This window comes from Kitasatospora sp. MMS16-BH015 (genome assembly GCF_002943525.1).
In the GTDB taxonomy this organism is placed as follows: Bacteria; Actinomycetota; Actinomycetes; order Streptomycetales; family Streptomycetaceae; genus Kitasatospora.
This window is the reverse complement of record NZ_CP025394.1, coordinates 6,515,167-6,539,118: the sequence shown is the minus strand read 5'-3', so window position 1 is coordinate 6,539,118 and position 23,952 is coordinate 6,515,167. Positions and strand designations below refer to the sequence as shown.

Below are 23,952 nucleotides of genomic sequence, written 5' to 3'. Positions count from 1 at the left end.
CATGACCAACGTGAACCGCCTCCGGCCGCGCCGCTCCTGCCTGGCCGTGCCCGGCAGCAACCCGCGCTTCCTGGAGAAGGCCCAGGGCCTTCCGGCCGACCAGGTCTTCCTCGACCTGGAGGACGCCTGCGCCCCCCTGGTCAAGGAGAGCGCCCGCCACAACATCGTGGACGCGCTCAACAATGGCGACTGGGGCAAGAAGACCAAGGTCGTCCGGGTCAACGACTGGACCACCCACTGGACCTATCGGGACGTCATCACCGTCGTCGAGGGCGCGGGCCAGAACCTGGACTGCATCATGCTGCCCAAGGTGCAGACGGCCGAGCAGGTCAAGGCGCTCGACCTGCTGCTCACCCAGATCGAGAAGACCATGGGCTTCGAGGTCGGCAAGATCGGCATCGAGGCGCAGATCGAGAACGCCAAGGGCCTGATCAACGTCGACGCGATCGCCGAGGCCTCCCCCCGCGTGGAGACCATCATCTTCGGCCCGGCCGACTTCATGGCCTCGATCAACATGAAGTCCCTGGTGGTCGGCGAGCAGCCCCCCGGCTACGACGCCGACGCCTACCACTACATCCTGATGCGCATCCTGATGGCCGCCCGCGCCAACGACCTGCAGGCCATCGACGGCCCCTACCTGCAGATCCGCAACGCGGAGGGCTACCGCGCGGTGGCCGGCCGCTCCGCCGCCCTGGGCTTCGACGGCAAGTGGGTGCTCCACCCGGACCAGGTCGCCGCCGCGAACGAGATCTACTCGCCCTCGCAGGAGGACTACGACCACGCCGAGCTGATCCTCGACGCCTACGACTGGTGCACCTCCGAGGCCGGCGGCTTCAAGGGCTCCGCGATGCTCGGCGACGAGATGATCGACGAGGCCAGCCGCAAGATGGCCCTGGTCGTCTCCGGCAAGGGCCGGGCCGCCGGCATGCAGCGCACGTCCAAGTTCGAAGCCCCGGAGGCCTGAGCCATGCAGTTCGGACGCACCTACGAGGAGTTCGAGGTCGGGGCGGTCTACAAGCACTGGCCCGGGAAGACGGTCACCGAGTACGACGACCACCTCTTCTGCCTGCTCACCATGAACCACCACCCGCTGCACCTGGACGCCAACTACGCGACCACCACCGTGCAGGGCCAGAACGTCGTGGTCGGCAACTACATCTACTCGATCCTGCTCGGCATGAGCGTCGAGGACGTCTCCGGCAAGGCGCTCGCCAACCTGGAGATCGAGTCGCTGCGCCACATCGCGCCGACCTTCCACGGCGACACCATCTACGGCGAGACCACGGTCCTCGACAAGAACATGACCTCGAAGCCGGACCGCGGCATCGTCCACGTCGAGACCAAGGGCTACAAGCAGGACGGCACGGTCGTCTGCATCTTCCGCCGCAAGGTGATGGTGCCGACCGAGAAGTACCTGGAGGAGCGCGGCGGCGACCAGCCGGGCCGCCCGACTCCCCTCTCCTAAGGACCCCGGTCCGGGGCGCGCGCCGTCATCGCTCGCTCCACCGGCCAGGGGGCTCCGCGGAAGTCACGCTTCGCGGAGCCCCCGCAACTCACCCTCTCTTAACTTCCTGACCAGGAGCCCCACGATGGCACGCCTCGCACAGACCGACGGCCTCACCGAGATCCAGCGGGACATCCTCGCCACCGTGCGGGACTTCGTCGAGAAGGAGATCATCCCGGTCGCCACCGAGCTGGAGCACAAGGACGAGTACCCGACCGCGATCGTCGAGGGGATGAAGCAGCTCGGCCTGTTCGGCCTGACCATCCCCGAGGAGTTCGGCGGGCTCGGCGAGTCGCTGCTCACCTACGCCCTGGTGGTGGAGGAGATCGCCCGCGGCTGGATGTCCGTCTCCGGCATCGTGAACACCCACTTCATCGTGGCCCACATGATCAACGCGCACGGCACCCAGGAGCAGAAGGAGTACTTCCTGCCCAAGATGGCCGCCGGAGAGCTGCGCGGGGCCTTCTCGATGTCCGAGCCGGCCCTCGGCTCCGACGTGTCGGCGATCTCCACCAAGGGCGTCAAGGACGGCGACCACTACGTCATCAACGGCCAGAAGATGTGGCTGACCAACGGCGGCACCTCCAGCGTCGTGGCGGTGCTCTGCAAGACCGACGAGGGCGGCTCCAGCCCGTACAAGAACATGACCACCTTCCTGATCGAGAAGACCCCGGGCTTCGGCCCGAACGAGTCGGTGCCCGGCCTCACCGTGCCCGGCAAGATCGAGAAGATGGGCTACAAGGGCGTCGACACCACCGAGCTGGTGCTCCAGGACGTCCGGATCCCGGCGAACCGCGTCCTCGGCGGGGAGCCCGGCAAGGGCTTCTACCAGATGATGGACGGCGTCGAGGTCGGCCGGGTCAACGTGGCCGCCCGCGGCTGCGGAGTGGCCCGCCGCGCCTTCGAGCTGGGCATCTCCTACGCCCAGCAGCGCTCCACCTTCGGCAAGAAGATCGCCGAGCACCAGGCCATCCAGTTCAAGCTGGCCGAGATGGCCACCAAGGTCGAGGCCGCGCACCAGATGATGGTGATGGCCGCCCGCAAGAAGGACAGCGGCGAGCGCAACGACCTCGAGGCGGGCATGGCCAAGTACCTGGCCTCCGAGTACTGCAAGGAGGTCGTGGAGGACGCCTTCCGCATCCACGGCGGCTACGGCTTCTCCAAGGAGTACGAGATCGAGCGGCTCTACCGCGAGGCCCCGATGCTGCTGATCGGTGAAGGAACTGCGGAGATTCAGAAGATGATCGTCGGCCGCCGCCTGCTCGAGGAGTACCGCATCGCCGAGTAGTACGGCCGCTCCGGGGCAGAACAGCCCGGCCGCCCGGATTTCGAATCCGCCGGTGGCCGCTGCGCCCCGGCCACCGAACCAGGAGTGCCGGGCGTGCGGGCCCGGCCTCCGCCAGCCGCTCCGGCCGCCTCGATCCCCGACCTGGTCAGTCGGGGGGAGCGGCCGGGCGGCCCCGGGGAAAGGGCCGTAGGGCGCGCATCTCGCGGTGCGCGCCCTACGGCCGCCCCCGCGCTCCCGTAACCGACCGACGGTGCCCGACCAAGGGTGCTGTTCGTATTGAGACATGGCTCACGCGGGACGTGCGACCCCTTGGGGAACCGCCACCCCCCGAGCTACGGTCGTACACATAGCAGGTATAGATCGGCACCGCTAAGGACACCTGAACATGCAGGCGGCTTGCCCACCTACCGCCTGGTCCCGATAGCATCCACCGGGACAGCAGCCGTCCCCTTTTCACTCGATCCCCGCGGTGGCCCCCGTCCAGCGGCCATGATCCCCCGCGACTAAGGTCTTCGATGCCCATCAGCCCGTCCCCTCACACCTCCGTTCCGGCCGGTCGGCGCCCTCGCGTGACGATCGCCCGCGGAGCCACCCCTTGGTTCGTGCCGACCCTGGCCACCGCCGCGATCACCACCGCCCTCACCCGGCGCAGCGGCAAGTGGGCCATCGCGGCCGTTCCGGCCTGTGCGCTGAGCGCGGGCATGCTGTGGTTCTTCCGTGACCCCGAGCGTGAGATCACCGCCGGGAGAGTCATCTCCCCCGCCGACGGTGTGGTGCAGAGCATCGACGCGTGGCCGGACGGCCGCACCCGCGTCGCGATCTTCATGAGCCCGCTCAACGTGCACGTCAACCGCGCGCCGCTGCCCGGCACCGTGACCTCCGTGGAGCACATCGCCGGCGGCTTCGTGCCGGCGTTCAACAAGGACAGCGACCGCAACGAGCGGGTCGTCTGGCACTTCGACACCGAGCTCGGCGACATCGAGATGGTGCAGATCGCGGGGGCCGTGGCCCGCCGCATCGTGCCGTACATGGCCGCCGGGACCAAGGTCGAGCAGGGCGAGCGGGTCGGCCTGATCCGCTTCGGCTCCCGCGTCGACACCTACCTCCCGCCCGGCGTCGAGGTCGGCGTCGAGGTGGGCCAGAAGACCACTGCCGGGGTGACGCGCCTTGACCGTGACTGATCCTGAGACCCTCGTCGGCCTGGGTGAGGACGAGGAGACGGACCTGCGCCGCCGCCGCTGGGCGCGCGACCGCGAGCTCCGTGCTCCCCGTTCGCCCCAGCACCTGTCCACCGCCGACTTCCTGACCCTGGGCAACGCCGTCTGCGGCTTCCTGGCGATCTACTCGATCACCACCGGGGTCCTGATGCCGCACCTCACCGGGGAGACCTCCTCGCCGAACCGCAACAGCGCCGCCACCGCGGTGACGCTGCTGCTGATCGGCTCGATGTGTGACCTCTTCGACGGGCTGGTGGCGCGCAAGCTCCGCTCCTCCGCCCTGGGCGCGGAGCTGGACAACCTGGCCGACCTGATCTCCTTCGGGATCGCGCCGGCGTACTTCGTGGCCGTCTGGGGCATCGTCTCCCCGGACAGCAACCAGCAGCTCTCGGCGTTCATCGCGCTGACGGTGCTGCTCGCGGTCGTCCTGCGGCTCGCCCGGTTCTCGGCCGTCAAGATGCGGCCGGGGGTCTTCCAGGGCATGCCCTGCCCGATGGGGGCCATGACGGTCATCGCGATCGTGCTGCTCGACCCGCCGATGCTGATCGGGCTGGCGATGATCTTCGGCGTCGCGTACCTGATGGTCTCGCGGATCGAGTACCCGAAGCCGCAGGGCCTGCTGGCCACCGCCACCCTCTGCTGGATCGTGGTCTCGATCGGCTGCCTGGCGGCCTGGGCCGCCGGCCTGCCGGGCGGCGACACGCTGATGCACATCGGCGCGATCGCGCAGATCACGCTGGCCGCGATGGCCCCGCTGCTGGTGATCCGCCGCAAGGTGGGGCAGAAGGTCGGGGACGTGCGGGCACGCCGCGCGGAGTCGCGCGGCTGCTGAGCGGTCTTTGAACGGTGAAGGGCCCCATTCCGGGGGAACCGGAGTGGGGCCCTTCCGTATGTGCACCGCCGATAGTGCAACGGGCTGCTGTGACCTCAGTGGCTCGGAGTGGGTGGCTGGCCGCGCCGTTCCCCGCGCCTCTGGTAGTGCAACTTACGCCCCGCCTCTATGGACGCTGAAAGCACTCCGCCTGGCTGCTCTGGCTACCGCCGGGTCGGGGTGGACGGAGCTGACGGCCGTCAGGACCGAGGCGGCGCGGGGGTGGCCGGACTGGCGGGCGCGGTTGAAGAGGCGGACGGGCTCGCCGGCGGAGGCTCCCTCGACGTGGCCCACCAGGAGTTCCGTTTCGCCGTGGTCGAGGACGGCGGCGGCGGTGTCGACCCAGAGCCAGGCGGCGTCCTCGGCGGTCAGCACGTCGGAGGGGGCGATGCCCTCCTCCTCGGACTGCTCGGCGAGCCAGAGCAGGGCGTAGGGGCGCAGGACCGGGAGGTCGACGGCGGCGCGGACGGCCTGTTCGGCGGTGCCGCCGGCCACCCGGAGGGCCTCGAAGGCGAGGCCGCGGCGGAGGGCGTCCTCGCCCTGGGCGGCGTCGAGCAGCTCGGCCACGGCGCGGTCGGCCGGGCGGGCGGCGACCCAGGCGCGGTACTCGGCCCGGGCCGGGCCCGGGGAGTAGCGGGCGCAGGCGTCGAGGAGTTCGAGGGCGCTCTGCTCGATGTGGCCGGCGGCGGTCTGCGCGACGGTGCAGATCTCCTCCAGCTTGGCCCGGACGGCCCAGTGGCCGAGCGGGGAGAGTTCGGCGGCCTCGTCCCGGCGGACCACGGCGCCGACGGCGGCCAGGCCGTCCAGCATCCAGTCCAGGACGGCCGCCACGTCGGCCAGGGCCGGCGGGGTGTCGAACTGCGGCTCGCGGCAGGTGCCGCGGACGGCGGAGACGGCGGAGGCCGCGTGCGGGACGGGCGAGAGCACGGCGGTGCCGGTGCCCGCGCCGTGGCGGCGCTCGTCCAGGCCCCGGCGGAGCAGCTCCAGAAGCTCGCTGTCGGCCACCGGGCCGTCCACCAGGTGGAGGAAGGAGAGCAGCTGCGGGGCCTGGTCCACGGCCTGACCGGCGAGCAGCGCGAAGACGCCGCGCAGCGGGGCGGGCGGGACGGGGGCGAGCAGCGTCCAGGCGTCGAACAGGGCGGACCAGCCGCGGACCACGGCCTCGTCGTCGTGCTCCCAGGCGTGCAGGCGCCAACCGGGGGCGGCGCCGCCGTCGCGGGCCTCCACCAGGCCGATCAGCAGGGCCTGGCCCCAGGCCTTGGCGGCGGCGCCGACGGTCATGGCGAGGGCGCGGCCGGCGGCGCGGGCGTCCTCGGGGAGCAGTTCGCCGCGCTTGTCGACCTGGTCGAGCTCGCCGGCCCAGCGGGCGATCCGCACGGCGTCGGCGAGCATCCGCCGGGCCAACGGGGCGAGCTCGGCGGGGGCGGGGAAGCCGTCCGGCACCGGCACCCGGCCCCGGCCGGGCTTCGCGGGCGTGCGGCGGCGGCCCGGGCCGAGGGCGTCGGCCGAGCGGGGGCCATCAGGACGGCGGGCCGCTCCCGGGAGACGGGTCACCGTCGCACCGGTACCGATCGTCGGCTGGAGCGGGGCATCACGGTCGCGCGGATTCCGAGACGTCACGCCGTGCAGTCTTCCCCGTGCACGGGCCTTCTGTCACATCCGGTCGCCCGGTTCTTTCGGGTTCCGGGGCCGGGAGCCGCCGAAGATCGGGCAAGCCGCCGCAAACCGGGGCGCCCGGCGACAGGTTCGTGCCATGGACACGCCATGGTCAGGTCAGGTTTCCGGGGTGTTCCGGAAGCACGGTGGGGGCGCACCGGGGGCGTTCCGCGGCGGGGTCCGGGGCAGGGGGTCGGAGCAGGGTTCAGAGCAGGGGAGTGAGGAAGCGGCGCAGCGCCTCCGCGTAGCCGTCCGGGTCGGCGTTCCACAGGGCCGCGTGGGCGGCGCCCGGGACGCTGTGCAGGCTCACCAGCTCGGGGCGGCGCTCGGCCAGGGCGGTGGCCGCCAGGGCCGGTGCGACGGCGTCCTCGGGGCTCTGGAGCAGCAGCACGGGCACCTCCAGGTCCGCGCCGGAGGCCAGCCGGGCGAAGCCGGCCAGATCCACCCCGGTCCGGCCCTCGGCCGCCAGCACCCCCAGCCCGGCGAGCTCGGCCGGGGCACCGGCCAGCACCGCGCCCCGGCGGACCGTCTCCGACCAGTCGAGCACCGGCGAATCCAGCACCAGCCCGGCGATCCGGTCCCGCCAGTCCGAGCGGGCGGCGGTCTGCAGCGCGATGGTCGCGCCCAGCGACCAGCCGTATAGGACCACCCGGCCCGCGCCCGAGTCGAGCGCCAGGCGGACGGCCGACTCCACGTCCCGCCACTCCGTCTCCCCGAAGTGGCCCATCCCGTCCGGGGAGGCCGGCGCACCCGCGTCACCCCGGTAGGTGACGGTGAGGGTCGGCAGACGGAGCGAACTCAGGGTGGGCAGCACCGGCAGCGCCTGCTCGCGGTCCGCGCCGGGGCCGTGCACCAGGACCACCCAGGTGCCGCGCACCCCCGGCGTGAGCCAGGCCGGCAGCGGGCCGAGCTCCCCGGCGGCGGTCGTCTCGGTGAACGGCAGGGCCAGAGCGGAGGTCGGGTCGCCCCGCAGGACGCGCGGGGTCAGGCGCAGCTGGGTACCGGGGGTGAGGGTGCCGGTGTCGGCGCGTTCCAGCCGGCGGGTCACGGTACGGGCGTCCTGGCCGACCACCTCGCCCACCACCGCGTGCCCGTCCTCGCCCCACTCCAGCGCGTACCTGCCCGGGCGCAGGGCCTCCGGCGTACGGGTCAGCGTGATCCGGCCGGCCGCCAGCTGCACCACCTTCAACACCGGCGGCGGCCCGCCGGGGGCCGGCAGCGCACCGGGCCGCACTGCCTGCTCGGACACCTTGCGGCCGAGCAGCAGCACCGCCGCTCCGGCCCCGACGGCGGCTGCGGCGGTGAAGGCGGCGGTCTGCCGGCGCATGGCACTCTCCCGGGGGATGGGGTGACGGGTGGTCCGTCGCCCAGTTCACTACGGAGGCCGGATTGTTGCCACCGTTGGTACGCCAGCTGGGGTTTCCAGGGGCGCGGGGAACGGCGCGGCCGACCGTGCACTCTGCTGCTGTCCTACATGGATGCCCAGGCTGCTCCCCTGATGGTGCAACTAGCGCTCTCCCAGAAGGTGCCAGAAGCGTTCGGCCAGCGGCGTGGTCGGAGCGGCGGCCGGGGTGCCCCAGTGGAGGGGGATCTGGTACTCGGACTGGAGGGTGGCCAGGGCGGCGGAGAGGGCTTCGGGCGGGGCGGGGACCAGGCGGGCGACGGGCTTGAGTTGGGCCTGCCAGCGGCCGTCCACGCAGCTGCGGAGGCGCTGGTCGAGTTCGGACTGACGGCCGGTCACGGTGACCAGGGTGCGGAGGGGGAGGTCGAAGGTGAGGGCGAGGGCGTGGGTCTGGTCCTCGTCGCCGGTCCAGCGGCCGGTGGCCTCGGCCTTCTGGTAGGCGGGGAGAGTGAGGCCGATGCGGGCGGCGGCCTGCTCCTGGGTGAGCTCGCGGGCGAGTCGGAAGTCGCGCAGGGTGGCGGGCGGGGTGCCCATCAGCTGGGCGGGCGGGCACCAGAGGGCGCGGGCCAGGGCGACGAACTCCTCCTCGGTGGGGTGCAGCTGGCCGGTCTCCCAGGCGAGCACGTGCCCCGGGAGCAGCCGGACGCCGTGGGCGGCCAGGCCCTCGGCCACCTGGTCCGGGGTGAGGCCCAGGCCGGCGCGGTGGGCGCGGGCTGCGGACGGGGAGAAGGGCACGGGGGTGGGGGCAGGAGGAAGCGGTCTGCGTCGCATGCCCCCTGACCGTACGGGGGCATTTCGGTCGTCCCCCAGCCGCTGAACGCACGAAGCCCGACCGCCGGGCCCGGACGGGCCCTGGCGGATCGCACAGCCCGGCCCCGGTGAGCAGGGCACCTGCTTCGGAGGTACTGACGGACCGTCGGGGGCATCCGGCGGGGGCCGCTGGTGACCAAGCCCACCGGGGTGGTTTGTTGACTCCCGGTCGGGGCGCGTGGTGGGATCTTTCAGCCAAACGGAGGCAAGCAGAGGAAGCCGGTGCGAGTCCGGCGCGGTCCCGCCACTGTCACCGGGCAGCCCGTTCAGGGCCCCGGGAGCCAGGAGACTCTCACCTCCGGTTCGTCGAGCCAGGGCGCGGACCCTGAGTGAGGACACCCGTCACCGTGGCGTACGTACCGCTGCCCATGCCCGCTGCGCAGTGCGCGCGTTGAGGCGGGGCACCGCCTTCGCCCTCGGCAGTGCGGCGGGCTATCTGGCCGACGCCCTGTTCGCCGACCCCCGGCGCGGGCACCCCGTGGCCCTGTTCGGCTCCGCCGCGCACCGCCTGGAGCGGGCGCTCTGGCGCGACCACCGGGGCGTGGGGGCGCTGCACACCGCCCTCTGCGTGGGCGGTGTGGCGGCCGGGGCCGTGCTCGCCGACCGGGCGCTCGGGCGCCGCCGGGCCGGGCTGGCCGCCGCCGCGACCTTCACGGTGCTCGGCGGCACCTCGCTGACCCGGGAGGCCCGGACCATCGGCGGCCACCTGCGGGCCGGCGACCTGACCGCCGCCCGCCAGCGGCTGCCGCACCTGTGCGGGCGGGACCCGAGCGGGCTGGACGAGGCGCAGCTGGCCCGGGCCGTGGTCGAGTCGGTGGCCGAGAACACCGCCGACGCCGTGGTCAACGCCCTGGTCTGGGGCGCGCTGGCCGGCACCCCCGGCCTGCTGGCCTTCCGCGCCGTCAACACGCTGGACGCGATGGTCGGCCACCGCTCCCCCCGCTACCTGCGCTTCGGCTGGGCCGCCGCCCGCCTGGACGACGTGGCCGGCTGGCCCGGCGCCCGGCTCACCGCGCTGCTCACCGTGGCGGCGGCGCCGGAGCCGCGTACGGCGTGGAAGGTCTGGCGGCGCGACGGCTCCGCGCACCCGAGCCCCAACGCCGGGCAGGCGGAGTCGGCCTTCGCGGGCGCGCTGGGTGTCCGGCTGGGCGGGACGCTGCAGTACGGCGAGCGAGTGGAACACCGGCCGGTGCTCGGCGCGGAGCTGCGGGCGGTGACGGTGGATGACGTGGAGCGGGCCTGTCGGCTTTCGCGGCGGGTCGGGCTGCTTGCGCTGGGTGTGACCGGTCTCGTTGGGGCGTTTCGGGGTGCAAGTCATTCCGGGAGAAGCGGTCGCCGGAAGGGTGTCTTCCGACTCGCGCAGTTCCCCGCGCCCCTGAAGGTGGCTGATGTACGACGAAAGGGAGCGGCGTGAGCGGGGCACTGCTGGTGGCGGGGACGACCTCCGACGCCGGGAAGAGCGTGGTGACGGCGGGCATCTGCCGCTGGCTGGCCCGGCAGGGGGTGCGGGTCGCGCCGTTCAAGGCGCAGAACATGTCGCTCAACTCCTTCGTCACGGCCGACGGTGCCGAGATCGGCCGCGCCCAGGCGATGCAGGCGGCGGCCGCCCGGATCGAGCCCGAGGCGGCGATGAACCCGGTGCTGCTCAAGCCCGGGGCCGACGGGCGCAGCCAGGTGGTGCTGCTCGGCAAGCCGGTTGCCGAGGTCGGCGCGCTGGACTACCGCGAGCGCAAGCCGGTGCTGCTGGAGCGCGCGCTGGAGTGCCTGGCCGATCTGCGCTCCCGGTACGAGGTGGTGGTCTGCGAGGGCGCCGGCTCCCCCGCCGAGATCAACCTGCGGGACCGGGACATCGCCAACATGGGCCTGGCGGTGGCCGCCGACCTGCCGGTGGTGGTGGTCGGCGACATCGACCGGGGCGGGGTCTTCGCCGCGATGTACGGCACACTGGCGCTGCTCTCCCCCCAGGACCAGCGGCACGTGGCCGGCTGGTTCGTGAACAAGTTCCGCGGCGACGCGCGGCTGCTCGCCCCCGGGCTCGACATGCTGCACCAGCTGACCGGCCGTCCGGTGCTGGGCACCCTGCCGATGCTCTCGGGGCTCTGGCTGGACGCCGAGGACTCGCTCGACCTGACCACCGTGGTCGACCGGGGGTCCGTCCAGGGCCCGTACGGCGCCGACGTGCTGCGGGTGGCCGTGGTGCGGCTGCCGCGGCTCTCCAACTTCACCGACCTGGACGCCCTGGCCCAGGAGCCGGGCGTGCTGCTGCGCTGGGCCACCCGGCCCGAGGAGCTGGCCGACGCCGACCTGGTGATCCTGCCGGGCTCACGGGCCACCGTGGCCGACCTGGCCTGGCTGCGCGAGCGCGGGCTGGAGGCCCCGATCCTGGCCCGGGCCGCCGAGGGGCGGCCGGTGCTCGGGGTCTGCGGCGGGTACCAGATGCTGGGCCGGGAGATCGTGGACGAGGTCGAGTCCAGGGCCGGCCGGGTGCCCGGGCTCGGGCTGCTGCCGACCCGGGTCGAGTTCGGCCGGGAAAAGGTGCTGGCCCGGCCGGTCGGCGAGGCGTACGGCGAGCGGGTGGAGGGCTACGAGATCCACCACGGGGTGGTGGCGGTTCTCGGCGGGGAGGCGTTCCTCGACGGCTGCCGGGAGGGGGCGGTCTGGGGCACCACCTGGCACGGCGCGCTGGAGAACGACGGCTTCCGCCGCGCCTTCCTGCGCGAGGTGGCCGAGTTGGCCGGCCGGGCCTTCGTGCCCGCGCCGGACACCTGCTTCGCCGCCGCCCGGGAGGAGCGCCTGGACCGCCTCGGCGACCTGATCGAGGAGCACGCCGACACCGACGCGCTGTGGAAGCTGATCGAGGGCGGGGTGCCCGCCGAGGGTCTGCCGTTCGTACCGCCGGGCGCGCCCCGGCCCCAGGAGAGCCTCAGGAGTGCCGAATGACTGACGTCCGATACCCGTTCACCGCGATCGTCGGCATGGCCGACCTGCGGCTCGGGCTGCTGCTCAACGCGGTCTCCCCCGCCGTCGGCGGGGTGCTGGTGCGCGGCGAGAAGGGCACCGCCAAGTCGACCATGGTGCGGGCCCTGGCCGGCCTGCTCCCGTCGATAGCGACCGTGGCCGGCTGCCGGTTCGCCTGCGACCCGGCCGGCGCCGACCCGCAGTGCCCGGACGGCCCGCACGCCTCGGCCACCGGCGTGGACCGCCCCGCCCACCTGGTGGAGCTGCCGGTCGGTGTCACCGAGGACCGGATCGTCGGCTCGCTCGACCTGGAGCGGGCGCTGGCCGAGGGCGTCAAGGCCTACGAGCCCGGCCTGCTGGCCAAGGCGCACCGGGGCGTGCTCTACATCGACGAGGTCAACCTGCTCCAGGACCACGTGGTGGACCTGCTGCTCGACGCCGCCGCGATGGGCCGCTCCTACGTGGAACGCGAGGGCGTCTCGGTGCGGCACGCCGCCCGCTTCCTGCTGGTCGGCACCATGAACCCCGAGGAGGGCGAGCTGCGCCCGCAGCTGCTCGACCGCTTCGGCCTCACCGTCGAGATCGCCGCCACCCGGGAGCCCGGCGAGCGCGCCGAGGTGGTCCGGCGCCGGCTCGCGTACGACGCCGACCCCGCTTCGTTCGCGGCTGCGTACGCGGCCGAGGAGGAGGCGCTGGCCGAGCGGATCACCACCGCGCGGGCGCTGCTGCCGCAGGTGGAGCTGACCGACCGGGCGCTGCGGCAGATCACCGCCGTCTGCGCCGCCTTCGAGGTGGACGGCCTGCGGGCCGACATCGTGATGGCCCGCACGGCCGTCGCGCTGGCCGCCTGGGAGGGCCGGGTGGAGGTGCTGGAGGAGGATGTCCGCAAGGCCGCGCAGCTGGCCCTGCCGCACCGGCGGCGGCGGAACCCCTTCGACGCGCCGGGGCTCGACGAGGAGCAGCTGGACCGGACGCTGGCCGAGCAGGCCGAGCAGGCCGAGCAGGCCGAGGCGGACTCTGCGGAGGACTCGGCTCCGGAGGGCAGCGACCCTTTTGACGGTACGGGGCCGGGGGATGACGACCCCGGTCCCGAGGGACCGTCGGACGGGCCTGACGGCCCCTCGGGCGGCGGGGACGGCGGGGGCGGCGGGGCTCCCGCGCCCGAGACTCCGCCGGCTGCGCCCGAGGCTCCGTCGGATGCCGCTTCCGGCGGTGCTCCTGGTGCGTCCGAGGCCCCGGCACCGGGGTCCGCTCCGGCCGGGGGGCCGGTGGCGGCGGCCGGGGAGCCGTACCGGACCCGGCTGTTCAAGGTGCCCGGGACGGGGAAGGGCGCCCAGGGGCGCCGCTCCCCCGCCGAGACCGACGGCGGGCACACCATCCGGGCCCGGCGGCCGCAGGGCCTGCTGGCCCGGCTGCACCTGAGCGCGACGCTGCGCGCCGCCGCCCCGCACCAGGTGGCGCGCGGGCGGGCCTCGCGCGCCCTGGTGCTGCGCAAGGACGACTTCCGCGAGCAGGTGCGCCAGGGGCGGGAGTCCAATCTGGTGCTGTTCGTGGTGGACGCCTCCGGTTCGATGGCGGCCCGGCAGCGGATGACGGCCGTCAAGGGAGCCGTGCTCTCGCTGCTGATGGACGCGTACCAGCGCCGGGACAAGATCGGCATGATCACCTTCCGGGGTGCCGCCGCCGAGCTGGCGCTGCCGCCGACCTCCTCGGTGGAGGTGGGCGCCGCCCGGCTGGAGCAGCTGCCCACCGGTGGCCGCACCCCGCTGGCCGCCGGCCTGCTACGGGCCCACGAGGTGCTGCGGGTCGAGCGGATGCGGGATCCGCATCGCCGTCCGCTGCTGGTGGTGGTCACCGACGGCCGGGCCACCGGCGGGCGGGACGCGCTGGCCCGGGCCGGGCAGGCCGCCGGGCTGCTGGGCGCCCAGGGCGTGGCCAGTGTGGTGCTGGACTGCGAGGCCGGTCCGGTGCGGCTCGGCCTGGCCCGGGTGCTGGCCGGTCAACTCGGCGGCACCGCAGTCACCTTGGACGAGCTGCGCGCCGAGGGCGTGGCAGCGCTGGTGCACGCGCACCGAGCTGTGAACCGTTCCGACCGCTTCGATCGAAAGGCTGCCTGAGCCATGCCCAAGGGCGTACCCGAGTCCGTACCCGACGACGGCCTGACCACCCGTCAGCGCCGCACCCTGCCGATCACCGCCGTGCACACCGGCCCCGGCAAGGGCAAGTCCACCGCCGCCTTCGGCATGGCCCTGCGGGCCTGGAACCAGGGCTGGTCGGTCGGGGTGTTCCAGTTCGTGAAGTCGGCCAAGTGGAAGGTCGGCGAGGAGAACGCGCTCAAGGTGCTCGGCGCCTCCGGCGAGGGCGGCAGCGTGGCCTGGCACAAGATGGGCGAGGGCTGGTCCTGGGTGCAGCGCTCCACCGAGGCGGAGATCTCCAGCGAGGAGGCCGCCAAGGAGGGCTGGGAGCAGGTCAAGCGCGACCTGGCCGCCGAGACCTACCGCTTCTACGTGCTGGACGAGTTCACCTACCCGATGCACTGGGGCTGGGTGGACGTCGAGGAGGTGGTCTCCGTGCTGCGGGACCGCCCCGGCAGCCAGCACGTGGTGATCACCGGCCGCTACGCCAAGGAGCCGCTGCTCGAAGTGGCCGACCTGGTCACCGAGATGACCAAGGTCAAGCACCCCATGGACGCCGGCCGCAAGGGCCAGCGCGGCATCGAGTGGTAGACCGGACCACCTGAGGACACGGAAGCCCCGTTGAACATCCCCCGCCTCGTCATCGCCGCGCCCTCCTCGGGCGCCGGCAAGACCACCATCGCCACCGGCCTGATGGCCGCGCTCACCGCGCGCGGCCTGCGGGTCTCCCCGCACAAGGTCGGCCCCGACTACATCGACCCCGGCTACCACGGCCTGGCCGCCGGCCGCCCCGGCCGCAACCTGGACGCCTTCATGTGCGGGCCCGACCGGGTCGCCCCGCTCTTCCGGCACGGCGCGGCGGGCGCCGACGTGGCGATCGTCGAGGGCGTGATGGGCCTCTTCGACGGGGCCGCCGGGCGGGGCGAGTTGGCCTCGACGGCGCATGTGGCGAAGCTGCTGAAGGCACCGGTGGTGCTGGTCGTCGACGCTTCGTCACAGTCGCGGTCGGTGGCCGCCCTGGTGCACGGTTTCGCCTCCTGGGATCCGGAGGTGCGGCTGGCCGGCGTGATCCTGAACCGCGTCGCCTCGGACCGCCACGAGCAACTGCTGCGCGAGGCGTTGGAGGAGGGGTCGGGCGTGCCGGTGCTCGGCGCCGTGCGGCGGGCTTCGTCCGTTGCGACGCCTTCTCGGCACCTGGGGTTGGTGCCGGCCGTGGAGCGGTCGGCGGAGGCGGTCTCCGCCGTCCGGGACATGGGCGAACTCGTCGCCGCCTCGGTGGACTTGGACGCGGTGATGGCGCTGGCGCGGAGCGCGCCTTCTTTGGGCGGTCCGGTGTGGTCGGCGGCGGAGGAGGTCTCGCCGGTCTCCGGTCGGCCCCGGGTGGCGCTCGCCGCAGGGGCGGCGTTCTCGTTCTCGTACGCGGAGAATGCCGAGCTGTTGGCGGCGGCGGGGGCGGAGGTGGTGCCGTTCGATCCGCTGCACGACGAACAACTGCCTGCCGGGACGCGAGGGTTGGTGATCGGGGGCGGGTTCCCCGAGATGTACGTGGCGGAGTTGAGTGGGAATGCCGCGCTGCGGGCGGAGATCGCGGCGCTGGCGGCTTCCGGTGCCCCGATCAGCGCCGAGTGCGCCGGGTTGCTGTATCTGGGGCGGGAGTTGGACGGGGCGCCGATGTGCGGCGTGCTCGGCGGCTCCGCCCGGATGACGAGTCGGCTGACGCTCGGCTACCGCGAGGCGGTGGCACTCGGCGATTCCGTCCTGGCTCCGGCCGGTACGCGGGTGCGAGGGCATGAATTCCACCGGACAGTGGTCGAGCCCGGCGCCGGGGAGCACCCCGCCTGGGGTTGGCGCGGCCCGGACGGCGCTGCGCGAACGGAGGGCTTCGTGCAGGGTTCGGTCCACGCCTCCTACCTGCACCTGCACTGGGCCGGCGCCCCGGAGCTGGCGGCACATTTCGTGGGGCGGATTCATCATTGACCCGAAGCGCTGATTATGAGCGCCACCGACTGTGGTCGGTGGACGGCACCTGGGAACGACTGCTGCAGCAGGTCCAGGCCGCAGCCGACGCGGCGGGCGAGATCGACTGGGACATCTCGGTGGACTCCACCATCGTACGCGCCCACCAGCACGCGGTCGGCGCCCGAACCGACCCGCCGCCGGTCCTTGCCGACTCAAAGGGGGACGAGCCGTTGGAACACCAGGACGAGACTCCGTGGCAGAGCCTCGTCGGCCGGCTGGTGGAGGTGGTGCGGGAGGTGAGGGCCTGGGCCGCTCGCGCGGCGGCTTCACCAGCAAATCCACCTGAGCGCGGATGGCTTCTGCCGTCCGTTGTCCCTGATCGTCACGCCGGGACAGCGGGCCGACTGCACCCAGTTCGTGCGCGTGCCGGAGAAGGCTCGGGTCCCCCGGCTCGGGTCGGGCCGGCCCCGCAAGAAGCCCGACAGCGTCGCGGCCGACAAGGCCTACAGCAACGGTCCTTGCCGTCAGTACCTGCGGCGGCGCGGCATCCGACACACGATCCCGGAGAAAGCCGACAGCCAGGCCGACCGCCTACGCAGAGGATCGCGAGGCGGACGGCCACCAGGGTTCGACGAGGCGCGCTAATCGAGCTAAAATCTCACGCCCTTTGTGCTATCCATGGATTTGCGACCCAGGGTGCGGGCCAAATCTGTCGGCAATTACGGTCGGCCAGTCACCACCCCCGAGGCCAGCATCTACCAGCAAATCTCTCCAGTCGCTCACCGCCTCATCAATAATCACCTCAAGATCCACCCCCTCCCGGAGGAGAATCACCATTGCCGCCACAATTCGATCCAAGTCCTGAGACTCAAAGACCGATGCATCGATACCTGAAATCGCTTCAGTGAGCCTGCTGGATGAACTCGCGTCGAGCTCGCGTTCAATTATTTCCTTGATCCATTCCGATGGAATCATCGAATAGCCTTCCATTCTGTCATCTCAATGCCGGAGGAGTCATATAGTCATATGCTTCGGATCCCTTACTGGAGAACGTGTAGCCAGCACTCAGAAGCTGATTTATCTCCCGAGCGTAGACCGACTCTCCAGTCGCATTACTCAAACTCCTGTCAGTTATCGGCGTAGCGAGATACACCGTCTGCCTCTTCTTGATTACCCCCCGAATAAACTCGTCATTCTTATCGAGATCCCATCCTTTCATCACGAGAACCTCATGATCTGGCCAATCGTGTGCAATTTTTGTGTCCAATCTCCTCCCCAGGACGACGAATTTGTCCGAACTTGCCGAGGGGAGCGATGTGCACATTGAATTATGTACGAGCACTGGCGCGTTCCCCGCCAGCACGTAGTACGTGTGGAGGGTTTCCACGGTGAGGTTGTATGCCGTGCGCGGGGCGGTGGTATATGACCGCTCGGCTGTGATGGTAACGGGGGTGCCGTCGAGCCGGCGGAGTTCGTCACCGACGCGCAGGGCTTGCGCTTCAGTCCACTCCCCCGTGGTGGCGTCCCAGTAAGGATGGTTGGCCGTGGACGTGATGGACGAGCTGTAGCTATGACCGTTTGGATCGTCAACGCTGACGGTCAGCTCGGTGAAGTCCACGTCATCGTTGTGCGAGATCGTGGCCGTGACAGGCTCTGCCAGAGTCGTGCCGGTCTCCGGATCGGTAGCCATGACGACGTTACCAACATGCACCTGGTCAATCGGGACAGTGGAACCGTCAGCCAGTACGACCAGGGTCCCGGCCACAAAGCTGTTCGGGGCCGTCTTGCAGCTTCCGCCACCGAGGAAGTCACTGACGGTCGCCAGGGCGGCCTTCATGTTGAGGTTGCTTACGCCCTGGGCAGCCACACCTGCTGCTGCTCCGGTCCCGCCGACTGCTGCTCCCGTGATCACGCCGTCGGCTGCTGCGTCGATCTGACCGCTGAGTGAATGGTCGGCTCCCTCTGTGAGGGAGTTGTCCACGGCCGCGCCCGCTGCTCCGGCCAGGCCGCCGCAGGCCATGCCAGCGGCCACCAGACTCGCTCCGCCGGTTTCCGGAGTCGCAAAGGTTGCCGCGCCCCAGCATCCGGCGTAAGTGACACCGGAAGTCGCCGCCGAAGCGACCTGCTTGATGATCGGGTACTTGGTCGCAACGTGCTGGACCGTCTTCAGCCCCTTGCTGATGTTGCAGCCGAAGCCGCAGGAGTGGTGCTGCGGCGCAGGCCCGGTGTCGGGGTGGGACCAGATGTCGGGTCCCGGGTCGGTCTCAGGACCGGGAGTGCCGTCGCCTCCCGCCGAGTTGGCGTTGCTCATCAGACCGCTGGGATCCGACTGGTTGACGGGGTCGTTGTTGCTGTAGGCGTAGCCGTTCCACTGCTGCGGGTCCCCGGAGTTCAGCAGCGGGTCGGGGGTGATGAATCGTCCGTGGGCGGTGTCGTACTCGCGGGCTCCGAGGTTGGTGTAGCCGCCGATGTCGTCCTTGGTGCCGCCGACGTAGCCGCGGTCGCCTGCCCAGGCACCAGGCTGGGTGCCGCGGGGGTTGCCGAACGGGTCGACCGGGCGGCGGGACTCCGTCAGGGTCGTGCCGTCCAGGGAGAGGGTACCGGTGCCCCGGGCGTCGCTGATCTGGAAGGTGGACTGACTTCCCTGGCGGACCAGGGTGAGGCCGCCGGGCATCTGGTAGTAGCGGGTGCCGGTGAGCTTGGTGGTGGCGTTGGGGTCGTAGACGAGCTCGTCTCCGCCGAGGAAGACGGTGTTCTTGCCGTGGTAGCGGCGGATCAGCTGGTTGCCCGCTGCGTCGTAGAGGTAGTGGGTGTTGCTCACCTGGGTCCGCTTGTCGACCACCGCGAGCCGGTTCTCCGGGTCCCAGGTGAGCGTGGTGAGCTCGGCCGGGTCGGTGATCAGGGTCGTGTTGCCGGACGCGTCGTACTGGGTGGTGCTGACCGCGGCCGAGCCGGTGCCGGTCTGGGTCGAGGTGGACATGAGGGCGTGCGGGCCACCCGTGCCGCTGTCGGGGTTGGGGGTGGTGATCGGGGCGTTCGCGCTCGTGTTGAAGGTCTGGGTGACGGTGGTGTCCTTGGTGGTGTCACCTGAGGGGTCGTGCTGGACCAGGCTCTTGCGGTTGCCGGTCAGGTCGTAGCCGTAAGTCTGCCAGTACGGGGCGGGGCCTCCGACGGTGGTCTTCTTCGGGGCCTGGGCTCCGCTGGTGGGCGTGGAGTCGGTGCAGGCGCCTTGGCCGCCGACGGACGGCTGTGGGGCCATCGTCAGGGTGCCGGTGTCCGTCCAGGCGGTCGTCAGACGACCGAGGTAGTCGTAGCCGTAGCACTGGAGGTCGGCGTTGGACGGCACAGCATCCGGAATGCTGCGGACGCCCGTGAGCTTGCCGGCCTGGTTGTAGGCGTAGGTGACCTGCTGGACCGCGCCGGTGGCAGCGGTCTGCTTGTCGACGAACTGCGTCAACGGGCGGCCCGTCGACTCGTCGTAGGTGTTGGTCAGGACGATCTGGGTGCCCCACGGGTTGACCGTGGTACGCGTGCTGCGCCCGTAGGCGTCGTAGTCGTCGGACAGGTCGTAGGTGGCGCCGTTGTACGCGCCGTAGGACAGGAGGAGCCCGTATTTCTCGTACGTGTACGTGAGCGTCTCGGACGGGATGTCGCCGATGGCGTCGCGGTTCTCGGCGGTCAGGGCGCCGGTGATTGGGTCGTAGACGGAGATGCGGGTGTAGGTGAACGGCGTGCCGCTCTGGCCGACTTCAGAGCCGGGGATGGTCAGCTTGGTGGTCGTGGGCTGGTAGGCCGTGTTGTAGGCCGTCACCTCGCTGGTGTACGCGTTGCCGCTGTCGTACCGGATCGACGCGCCAGGCTGGCCCTTGACGACGGTGTCGTAGGTGAAGCCGGTGCGCTGGTTGGCCGCGCTGACCGAACCCACGTAGCTGCCGGTCATCCGGCCGAGCAGGTCGTAGGTGTAGGCCAGAGTCTGCTTGCGCGCATCCGTGGTCGTGGCCAGCCGGCCCGCCGTGTCGTACGTCTTGGTGGACGTACCGGTGTCCGGGTCGGTCGAGGTGAGCTCACGACCGAACAAGTCGTAGCCATGGGTCCAGGTGTTGCCCGCGGCGTCCTTCTGCGTGGCCGGCTTGCCGTCCGGGGTGTAGGTGTACGTGGTGACGTCCGCGTCGGAGGCGTTGCCGGTGACGGTGGCGGTCTTGTACTGCCACAGCTGGCTGGTCCGGCCCCGGGCGTCGGTGACCGTCGAGGTCGCCGTGGCGCCGCTGGGCGGGGTGACGTCGGTGCGGTCCGCGCCGGGGTAGGCGGTGGTGGTGCTGTTCTGCGCCACGCCGTAGGCGACGAACTCCGTGGTCACCGGGCGCCCGAGGCCGTCGTAGACGGTGTGGGTCTGGGCGGGGACCTGCTGGGTCGTGGTCTGGTACAGCGTCGTGCCGGGTCGGGCGTCCTTGTTGTACCAGGCCGCGTTGGAGCGGATGGTCCGGCCCTGGGAGTCGAGCACCGTGTCGGTGATCAGACGGCCGGTGTAGAACGAGGTCGCCGGGTCGGACTGGGTCTGCACCGTGCGGCCGAGGCCGTCCATGATCTGGACGCTGGTGGCGTACGTCCCATTGGCGCGCAGGGTCTGGGACGTGGTGGTCGGGGGGACAACGGTGCCGTTGACCTTGCCGGGGACGGAGTACTGGAAGGTCCTGCTGGCGCTGGCGGTGGTCGCCCGGCCCGGGAGCCAGACGCTCGTCAGGCGTCCCATCGCGTCGTAGGCGGTGGTGGTGGTCCGGCCGTTGGGGTCGGTCACCGAGAGCGGGAGCGCCCGGGCGCTGTCCAGGACCGTGGTGGTGGTGCGGCCGGTCGCGGTGTCGCTCGCGCCGGCCGGGGCCGGGGTGGTGACGGACGTGCCGGTGGGCAGTTCGCCGGTCTTGCCGGTGAAGGCGGTGGTGACGGTCGCGCCACCGGGGTGTGCACTGTCGGTGGTGTTCTGGTTGGTGCTGCTGGTCTGGCGGCCGTAGCCGTCGTATCCGGCGAGCACGGTGGTGAACTGCGGGTTGCCGCCGGCGTCGAAGTGGTCGGCGGACACCGTGGCAGTGACGTCGTGGGCGGCGCCAAGCTTTCCGTAACTCAAGTTGTCGTAGTAGCTGTTGGTCCAGCTCACCGTGTTGCCGGCGGTAGCTGCCGCGGTGCACGCGCTGGTTCCGGAGACCTTGAGCACCTGGGAGGGCAGGGCGAGGACCTGCGGGTCGCTTCCGGCGGCGTAGCTGGTGCGGGTGCAGATGTCGGGTAGGCCGTCGGCCGTGTCCAGCACACTGGTGACGGTATTGCCGTGGGCGGGGTCGGTGGTCGTGGTCTTGGCGGTGGAGCGCCAGGTGCCGTCGGCCTTGTGTTCCTTGGCGACCGTGGTGAAGGTGCTGGCGCTGTAGCGGGCGACCAGCGCCGGCAGCGAGCCTCGGTTGTGGGTCGCCGTGGTGGTCTCACCAGAGGAGGTGTTGACGGTGTAGGAGATTATGCCGCCGTTCTCCTGGGTGTAGGTGTCCGACTCCAGGGTCTGGCCGGCGAGCCAGTCGGAGTCCGTCACCTGGCCGCTCATCGGGCCTGCGGCCTTCACGCTTCGGGTGCCGGACGAGGTGACGTCACCGTTCATGCCTTGGTAGTAGCTGGTGCTGGTCTGCGACCGGTCGCCGTCCTGGCCGCTGCCGGTGACGGTGGTGACGCTGGCGTAGCCGCGGAACTGGTCCCAGGTGCGGTCCGCGTCCTTGGTCAGTGGGGAGTCGTTGCGGTGCCAGGCGGCCTTGCCGTACGTGTATGCCTTGGTGACGGAGACCGAGCCGATGGTGGCGGCGTCAGTGGTGACGGTTCGGACGGGGTAGCGCAGGAACCAGTCGTCGATCGGGGCGTCGCCCTTCTGCTCCGTCGGCGGGTGCCATTTGACGTTGAAGCAGGACCGGGTGTCGGTGTCGGCGGAGGCCGGCATCGAGTTGTTGACCCGGGAGCAGTCCGCCGGCCAGTAGTCCACGCCGATGGTGCCACCAGTCTCAGTGGTGATCAGCTGGATGCGCGGCCTACTGAAGGCCGGGCGGGCAGGGACCAGGTTGGTGCCGTCGACGCGGTTGCGCAGCAGCATCGAGGTGAACTGCACAGGAGGGAGGGGAACTTGGGTAGACGAGGCCTGGGTGTCGATGGCCGTGCGCTGGACGGAGTCAAGCCACGGCACCTTGGTGTTCTCGGTGGCGTTCTGCACATCGACGAACGAGTGGTTCAGGGCGTACGAGTCGACGTCCTGGTAGGTGCTGTTGACCCGGACCTGGGTGGTTACGGACTTGAGCCACTTACTGGTCCAGAAGGTCGGCCCGTAGACGGTGCAGGTGCCGGTGGCAGCGCACTGCTGGTCTATCGGGACGTCCGGCCAGTTGGCCGCGTTCGCCGCGGTGCGGTTGGCCGGGTCGCACGCCGCGTCCGAGGTGACGCATCGTTCCACAGAGGCGAAGACGATCTTCGCCGCCGGGTTGTACGCGCCGTTGGCGGCGAGCTGGTCGCTCAAGAACTGGCCGTAGCCGATGGTGGCGAGGACGCCGGCCCGGGTGTACTGGGTGTTGGTGCCTGTGCCGTTGTTCTGGGCACCGCCCCGGGCGTAGTAGTTGGTCTCGGGGGTGTAGGTGTAAGTGGTCAGGTTGCCGTGCGGGTCGACCACGTAGTCGAGGTTCCAGCGCCAGGCGCTCTGGCACCAGGAGCCCTGGCCCTTGCTGCTGTCGTAGCAGGGGTCGCCCGGGTTAGGCGAGTAGACCGGCACCGTCCACGCCGAGCCGCTGTCCGGACCCTTGGCAGTGGGGTTGCCGGACGCGTCGGGCAGGTGGTCGAGGCCGAAGTAGTACGCCGTGCCGGTGGTGTCGGTGACCTTGATGTACGAGCCGTTCCAGGTGCCGTTGGTGGCGCCGGTCAGGAACTGGACCTTGGTGGCGTCGTCGTCCTTGAGCCGCCAGGTGCAGTTGGACTGCTCGGTGGTGCCAGGGGCGTTGGCCTGGCAGGACGGGTCGTCGTTGGGGACGAGTTCACCAGAGTGGCCGGCCAGGGAGAGCGAGAGGTTCGCGCCGGCCCAGCAACTGTCGCCGGAGTTGGTGATGCCACTGTCGGAGCAGGGTTTGTAGGAGCGTTCGACGAAGCCAGGATTGTAGTCCCAGCCGTCACCGATCCAGGAGGCCTGGGAGTTGGTGGAGGAGGTCTTGCCGTCCACCGATGAGGAGTCGTACGAGAGCGCGACCGACGGAGCGCCGCCGCCAAGCGCCGGGGGTAACTGGATCGGGTACGAGTACGTGAACGCGCCGGAGGAACCGCCGGCCGTCCACGCCTGCGAGGGGTTCATCGGGGTCGCCGAGTACGTGCCCGCGCCGCTGGAGGTTCCGGACACGGCGGCGACCACGGTCGCCGGAGCCGCCGCCACAGCAGCGGACGCAAGCGCACCGGCCGCTGGCGCGGACTTCGCGACGGCGGTGTTCGGCGCGATCGTCACGTCGGCGACGAGCTGCTGGTTGACGCGGTCGTAGTGCGAGGCGAGCGGGGTCTGCTTGAGGCAGCCCTTGGCCTGAGGTGTCGTCAGGGCGCAGCCCGGGAGCGTGACCAGTTGGGCGCGGGAAGCCCAGTCGGCGCCGAAGCCGGCGCCGTCGCGGCCGAGGTCGACTCCGAGCCGGACCGGTCCGGTGGCCGAGCCGACGGCGGGGGTGAGCGAGACCAGGACGCCTGGGACGCCGGCCGCCGTCGCGGTCTTCTGGTCGGCGACCTCGACCTCGACCTGCTGTCCGCCGGCCGGTGATCCGGCGAGCGGGGCGAGCGTCACCGGGAGTCCGGAGGCGGGGAGTTCGGTGCCGGCCTCGGCCTGCTGGCCCTTGGCGAGCGGGTGCACTGCCGGGGCGGCGCCAAGGCGCACCGAGGCGCGGCCGTGCTTCGGCGCGGTGGCCGGCTTGGGTGCCTGCCAGGTCGGCGGGACCTCGTGCGCGGGCTTCGCCGGGGCCGCCGGGGCGACGTCGTGGCCCTTGACCGAGGCGGTCTGCGGCAGGGCCGTATTGGGCGGAGACCACTTCCGCGAATAGTCCGGACCGGCCGCCGCGGCGACCGTGACCGGCATCAGAAGAGAGCCGACCACTGCTGCGGCCATGGCCCCAGCAAG

15 protein-coding genes, 1 pseudogene and 1 riboswitch are annotated in these 23,952 nt (G+C 71.5%); of the genes and pseudogenes, 11 read left to right on the top strand and 5 right to left on the bottom strand.

Features of this window, described 5'->3' with window-relative positions; all coding sequences use genetic code 11:
* Nucleotide 1: 1 nt before the first annotated feature.
* From CFP65_RS28125 to CFP65_RS28105, 5 genes are all read left to right on the top strand, one after another.
* Nucleotides 2–964 (top strand): CoA ester lyase, encoded by a 963-nt coding sequence (locus CFP65_RS28125; protein WP_104818806.1) that lies wholly within the window; start codon nucleotides 2–4, stop codon nucleotides 962–964.
* Nucleotides 965–967: 3 nt separating this feature from the next.
* Entirely contained in the window at nucleotides 968–1,465 is a 498-nt protein-coding gene (locus CFP65_RS28120; protein WP_104818805.1) for a MaoC family dehydratase, read from the top strand.
* Nucleotides 1,466–1,589: 124 nt separating this feature from the next.
* Nucleotides 1,590–2,792 carry an acyl-CoA dehydrogenase family protein gene (locus tag CFP65_RS28115; RefSeq protein ID WP_104818804.1) on the top strand — a complete coding sequence of 401 codons (1,203 nt, stop codon included), beginning with the start codon at nucleotides 1,590–1,592 and terminating at the stop codon, nucleotides 2,790–2,792.
* Nucleotides 2,793–3,307: 515 nt separating this feature from the next.
* Nucleotides 3,308–3,973, top strand: a complete 666-nt coding sequence (locus CFP65_RS28110) for a phosphatidylserine decarboxylase (protein ID WP_104818803.1) — start codon at nucleotides 3,308–3,310, stop codon at nucleotides 3,971–3,973.
* Nucleotides 3,960–4,841 carry a CDP-alcohol phosphatidyltransferase family protein gene (locus CFP65_RS28105; RefSeq protein WP_174805578.1) on the top strand — a complete coding sequence of 294 codons (882 nt, stop codon included), beginning with the start codon at nucleotides 3,960–3,962 and terminating at the stop codon, nucleotides 4,839–4,841. The genes CFP65_RS28110 and CFP65_RS28105 overlap by 14 nt, the downstream gene beginning before the upstream one ends.
* Before the next feature lie 153 nt (nucleotides 4,842–4,994).
* Here CFP65_RS28105 and CFP65_RS28100 read toward each other — a convergent pair whose 3' ends face one another.
* From CFP65_RS28100 to CFP65_RS28090, 3 genes are all read right to left on the bottom strand, one after another.
* Nucleotides 4,995–6,500, bottom strand: coding sequence for a hypothetical protein (locus tag CFP65_RS28100; protein ID WP_254552609.1), 1,506 nt, complete (start codon nucleotides 6,498–6,500; stop codon nucleotides 4,995–4,997).
* Between the two features lie 241 nt (nucleotides 6,501–6,741).
* Nucleotides 6,742–7,863 carry a S9 family peptidase gene (locus CFP65_RS28095; RefSeq protein WP_104818801.1) on the bottom strand — a complete coding sequence of 374 codons (1,122 nt, stop codon included), beginning with the start codon at nucleotides 7,861–7,863 and terminating at the stop codon, nucleotides 6,742–6,744.
* Nucleotides 7,864–8,043: 180 nt separating this feature from the next.
* Nucleotides 8,044–8,709: a helix-turn-helix transcriptional regulator gene (locus CFP65_RS28090; RefSeq protein ID WP_158702386.1), complete on the bottom strand. Its 666-nt coding sequence runs from the start codon at nucleotides 8,707–8,709 to the stop codon at nucleotides 8,044–8,046.
* Nucleotides 8,710–8,913: 204 nt separating this feature from the next.
* Nucleotides 8,914–9,060: riboswitch (cobalamin riboswitch) on the top strand.
* 79 nt (nucleotides 9,061–9,139) lie between these two features.
* On the opposite strand from CFP65_RS28090, the gene CFP65_RS28085 reads away from it, so the two are divergent.
* From CFP65_RS28085 to CFP65_RS41260, 6 genes and pseudogenes are all read left to right on the top strand, one after another.
* Entirely contained in the window at nucleotides 9,140–10,162 is a 1,023-nt protein-coding gene (locus CFP65_RS28085; RefSeq protein ID WP_104818799.1) for a cobalamin biosynthesis protein, read from the top strand.
* Entirely contained in the window at nucleotides 10,159–11,688 is a 1,530-nt protein-coding gene (locus CFP65_RS28080) for a cobyric acid synthase (RefSeq protein WP_104818798.1), read from the top strand. The genes CFP65_RS28085 and CFP65_RS28080 overlap by 4 nt, the downstream gene beginning before the upstream one ends.
* Nucleotides 11,685–13,823, top strand: a complete 2,139-nt coding sequence (locus tag CFP65_RS28075; RefSeq protein WP_104818797.1) for a putative cobaltochelatase — start codon at nucleotides 11,685–11,687, stop codon at nucleotides 13,821–13,823. The genes CFP65_RS28080 and CFP65_RS28075 overlap by 4 nt, the downstream gene beginning before the upstream one ends.
* A gap of 3 nt (nucleotides 13,824–13,826) precedes the next feature.
* Nucleotides 13,827–14,432, top strand: a complete 606-nt coding sequence (cobO, locus tag CFP65_RS28070) for a cob(I)yrinic acid a,c-diamide adenosyltransferase (RefSeq protein ID WP_104818796.1) — start codon at nucleotides 13,827–13,829, stop codon at nucleotides 14,430–14,432.
* 30 nt (nucleotides 14,433–14,462) lie between these two features.
* Nucleotides 14,463–15,818: a cobyrinate a,c-diamide synthase gene (locus CFP65_RS28065; RefSeq protein WP_104818795.1), complete on the top strand. Its 1,356-nt coding sequence runs from the start codon at nucleotides 14,463–14,465 to the stop codon at nucleotides 15,816–15,818.
* Between the two features lie 14 nt (nucleotides 15,819–15,832).
* Nucleotides 15,833–16,433, top strand: a pseudogene (locus tag CFP65_RS41260) (transposase); the annotation flags it as partial.
* Nucleotides 16,434–16,472: 39 nt separating this feature from the next.
* On the opposite strand, the gene CFP65_RS39255 reads toward CFP65_RS41260, so the two are convergent.
* Nucleotides 16,473–16,790, bottom strand: coding sequence for a hypothetical protein (locus CFP65_RS39255; RefSeq protein WP_158702384.1), 318 nt, complete (start codon nucleotides 16,788–16,790; stop codon nucleotides 16,473–16,475).
* A 4-nt stretch (nucleotides 16,791–16,794) separates the two neighbouring features.
* Nucleotides 16,795–23,940, bottom strand: coding sequence for a polymorphic toxin-type HINT domain-containing protein (locus CFP65_RS28050; RefSeq protein ID WP_158702383.1), 7,146 nt, complete (start codon nucleotides 23,938–23,940; stop codon nucleotides 16,795–16,797).
* Between the last annotated feature and the right edge of the window lie 12 nt (nucleotides 23,941–23,952).

What these genes read in the sequence shown, in the direction of transcription:
- CFP65_RS28110 (WP_104818803.1), top strand. Translation starts at nt 3,308, where the DNA reads ATGCCCATCAGCCCGTCCCCTCACACCTCCGTTCCGGCCGGTCGGCGC.
- CFP65_RS28090 (WP_158702386.1), bottom strand. Translation starts at nt 8,709, where the DNA reads ATGCGACGCAGACCGCTTCCTCCTGCCCCCACCCCCGTGCCCTTCTCC.
- CFP65_RS28050 (WP_158702383.1), bottom strand. Translation starts at nt 23,940, where the DNA reads ATGGCCGCAGCAGTGGTCGGCTCTCTTCTGATGCCGGTCACGGTCGCC.
- CFP65_RS28120 (WP_104818805.1), top strand. Translation starts at nt 968, where the DNA reads ATGCAGTTCGGACGCACCTACGAGGAGTTCGAGGTCGGGGCGGTCTAC.
- CFP65_RS39255 (WP_158702384.1), bottom strand. Translation starts at nt 16,790, where the DNA reads ATGGAAGGCTATTCGATGATTCCATCGGAATGGATCAAGGAAATAATT.
- CFP65_RS28115 (WP_104818804.1), top strand. Translation starts at nt 1,590, where the DNA reads ATGGCACGCCTCGCACAGACCGACGGCCTCACCGAGATCCAGCGGGAC.
- CFP65_RS28095 (WP_104818801.1), bottom strand. Translation starts at nt 7,863, where the DNA reads ATGCGCCGGCAGACCGCCGCCTTCACCGCCGCAGCCGCCGTCGGGGCC.
- cobO (WP_104818796.1), top strand. Translation starts at nt 13,827, where the DNA reads ATGCCCAAGGGCGTACCCGAGTCCGTACCCGACGACGGCCTGACCACC.
- CFP65_RS28125 (WP_104818806.1), top strand. Translation starts at nt 2, where the DNA reads ATGACCAACGTGAACCGCCTCCGGCCGCGCCGCTCCTGCCTGGCCGTG.
- CFP65_RS28075 (WP_104818797.1), top strand. Translation starts at nt 11,685, where the DNA reads ATGACTGACGTCCGATACCCGTTCACCGCGATCGTCGGCATGGCCGAC.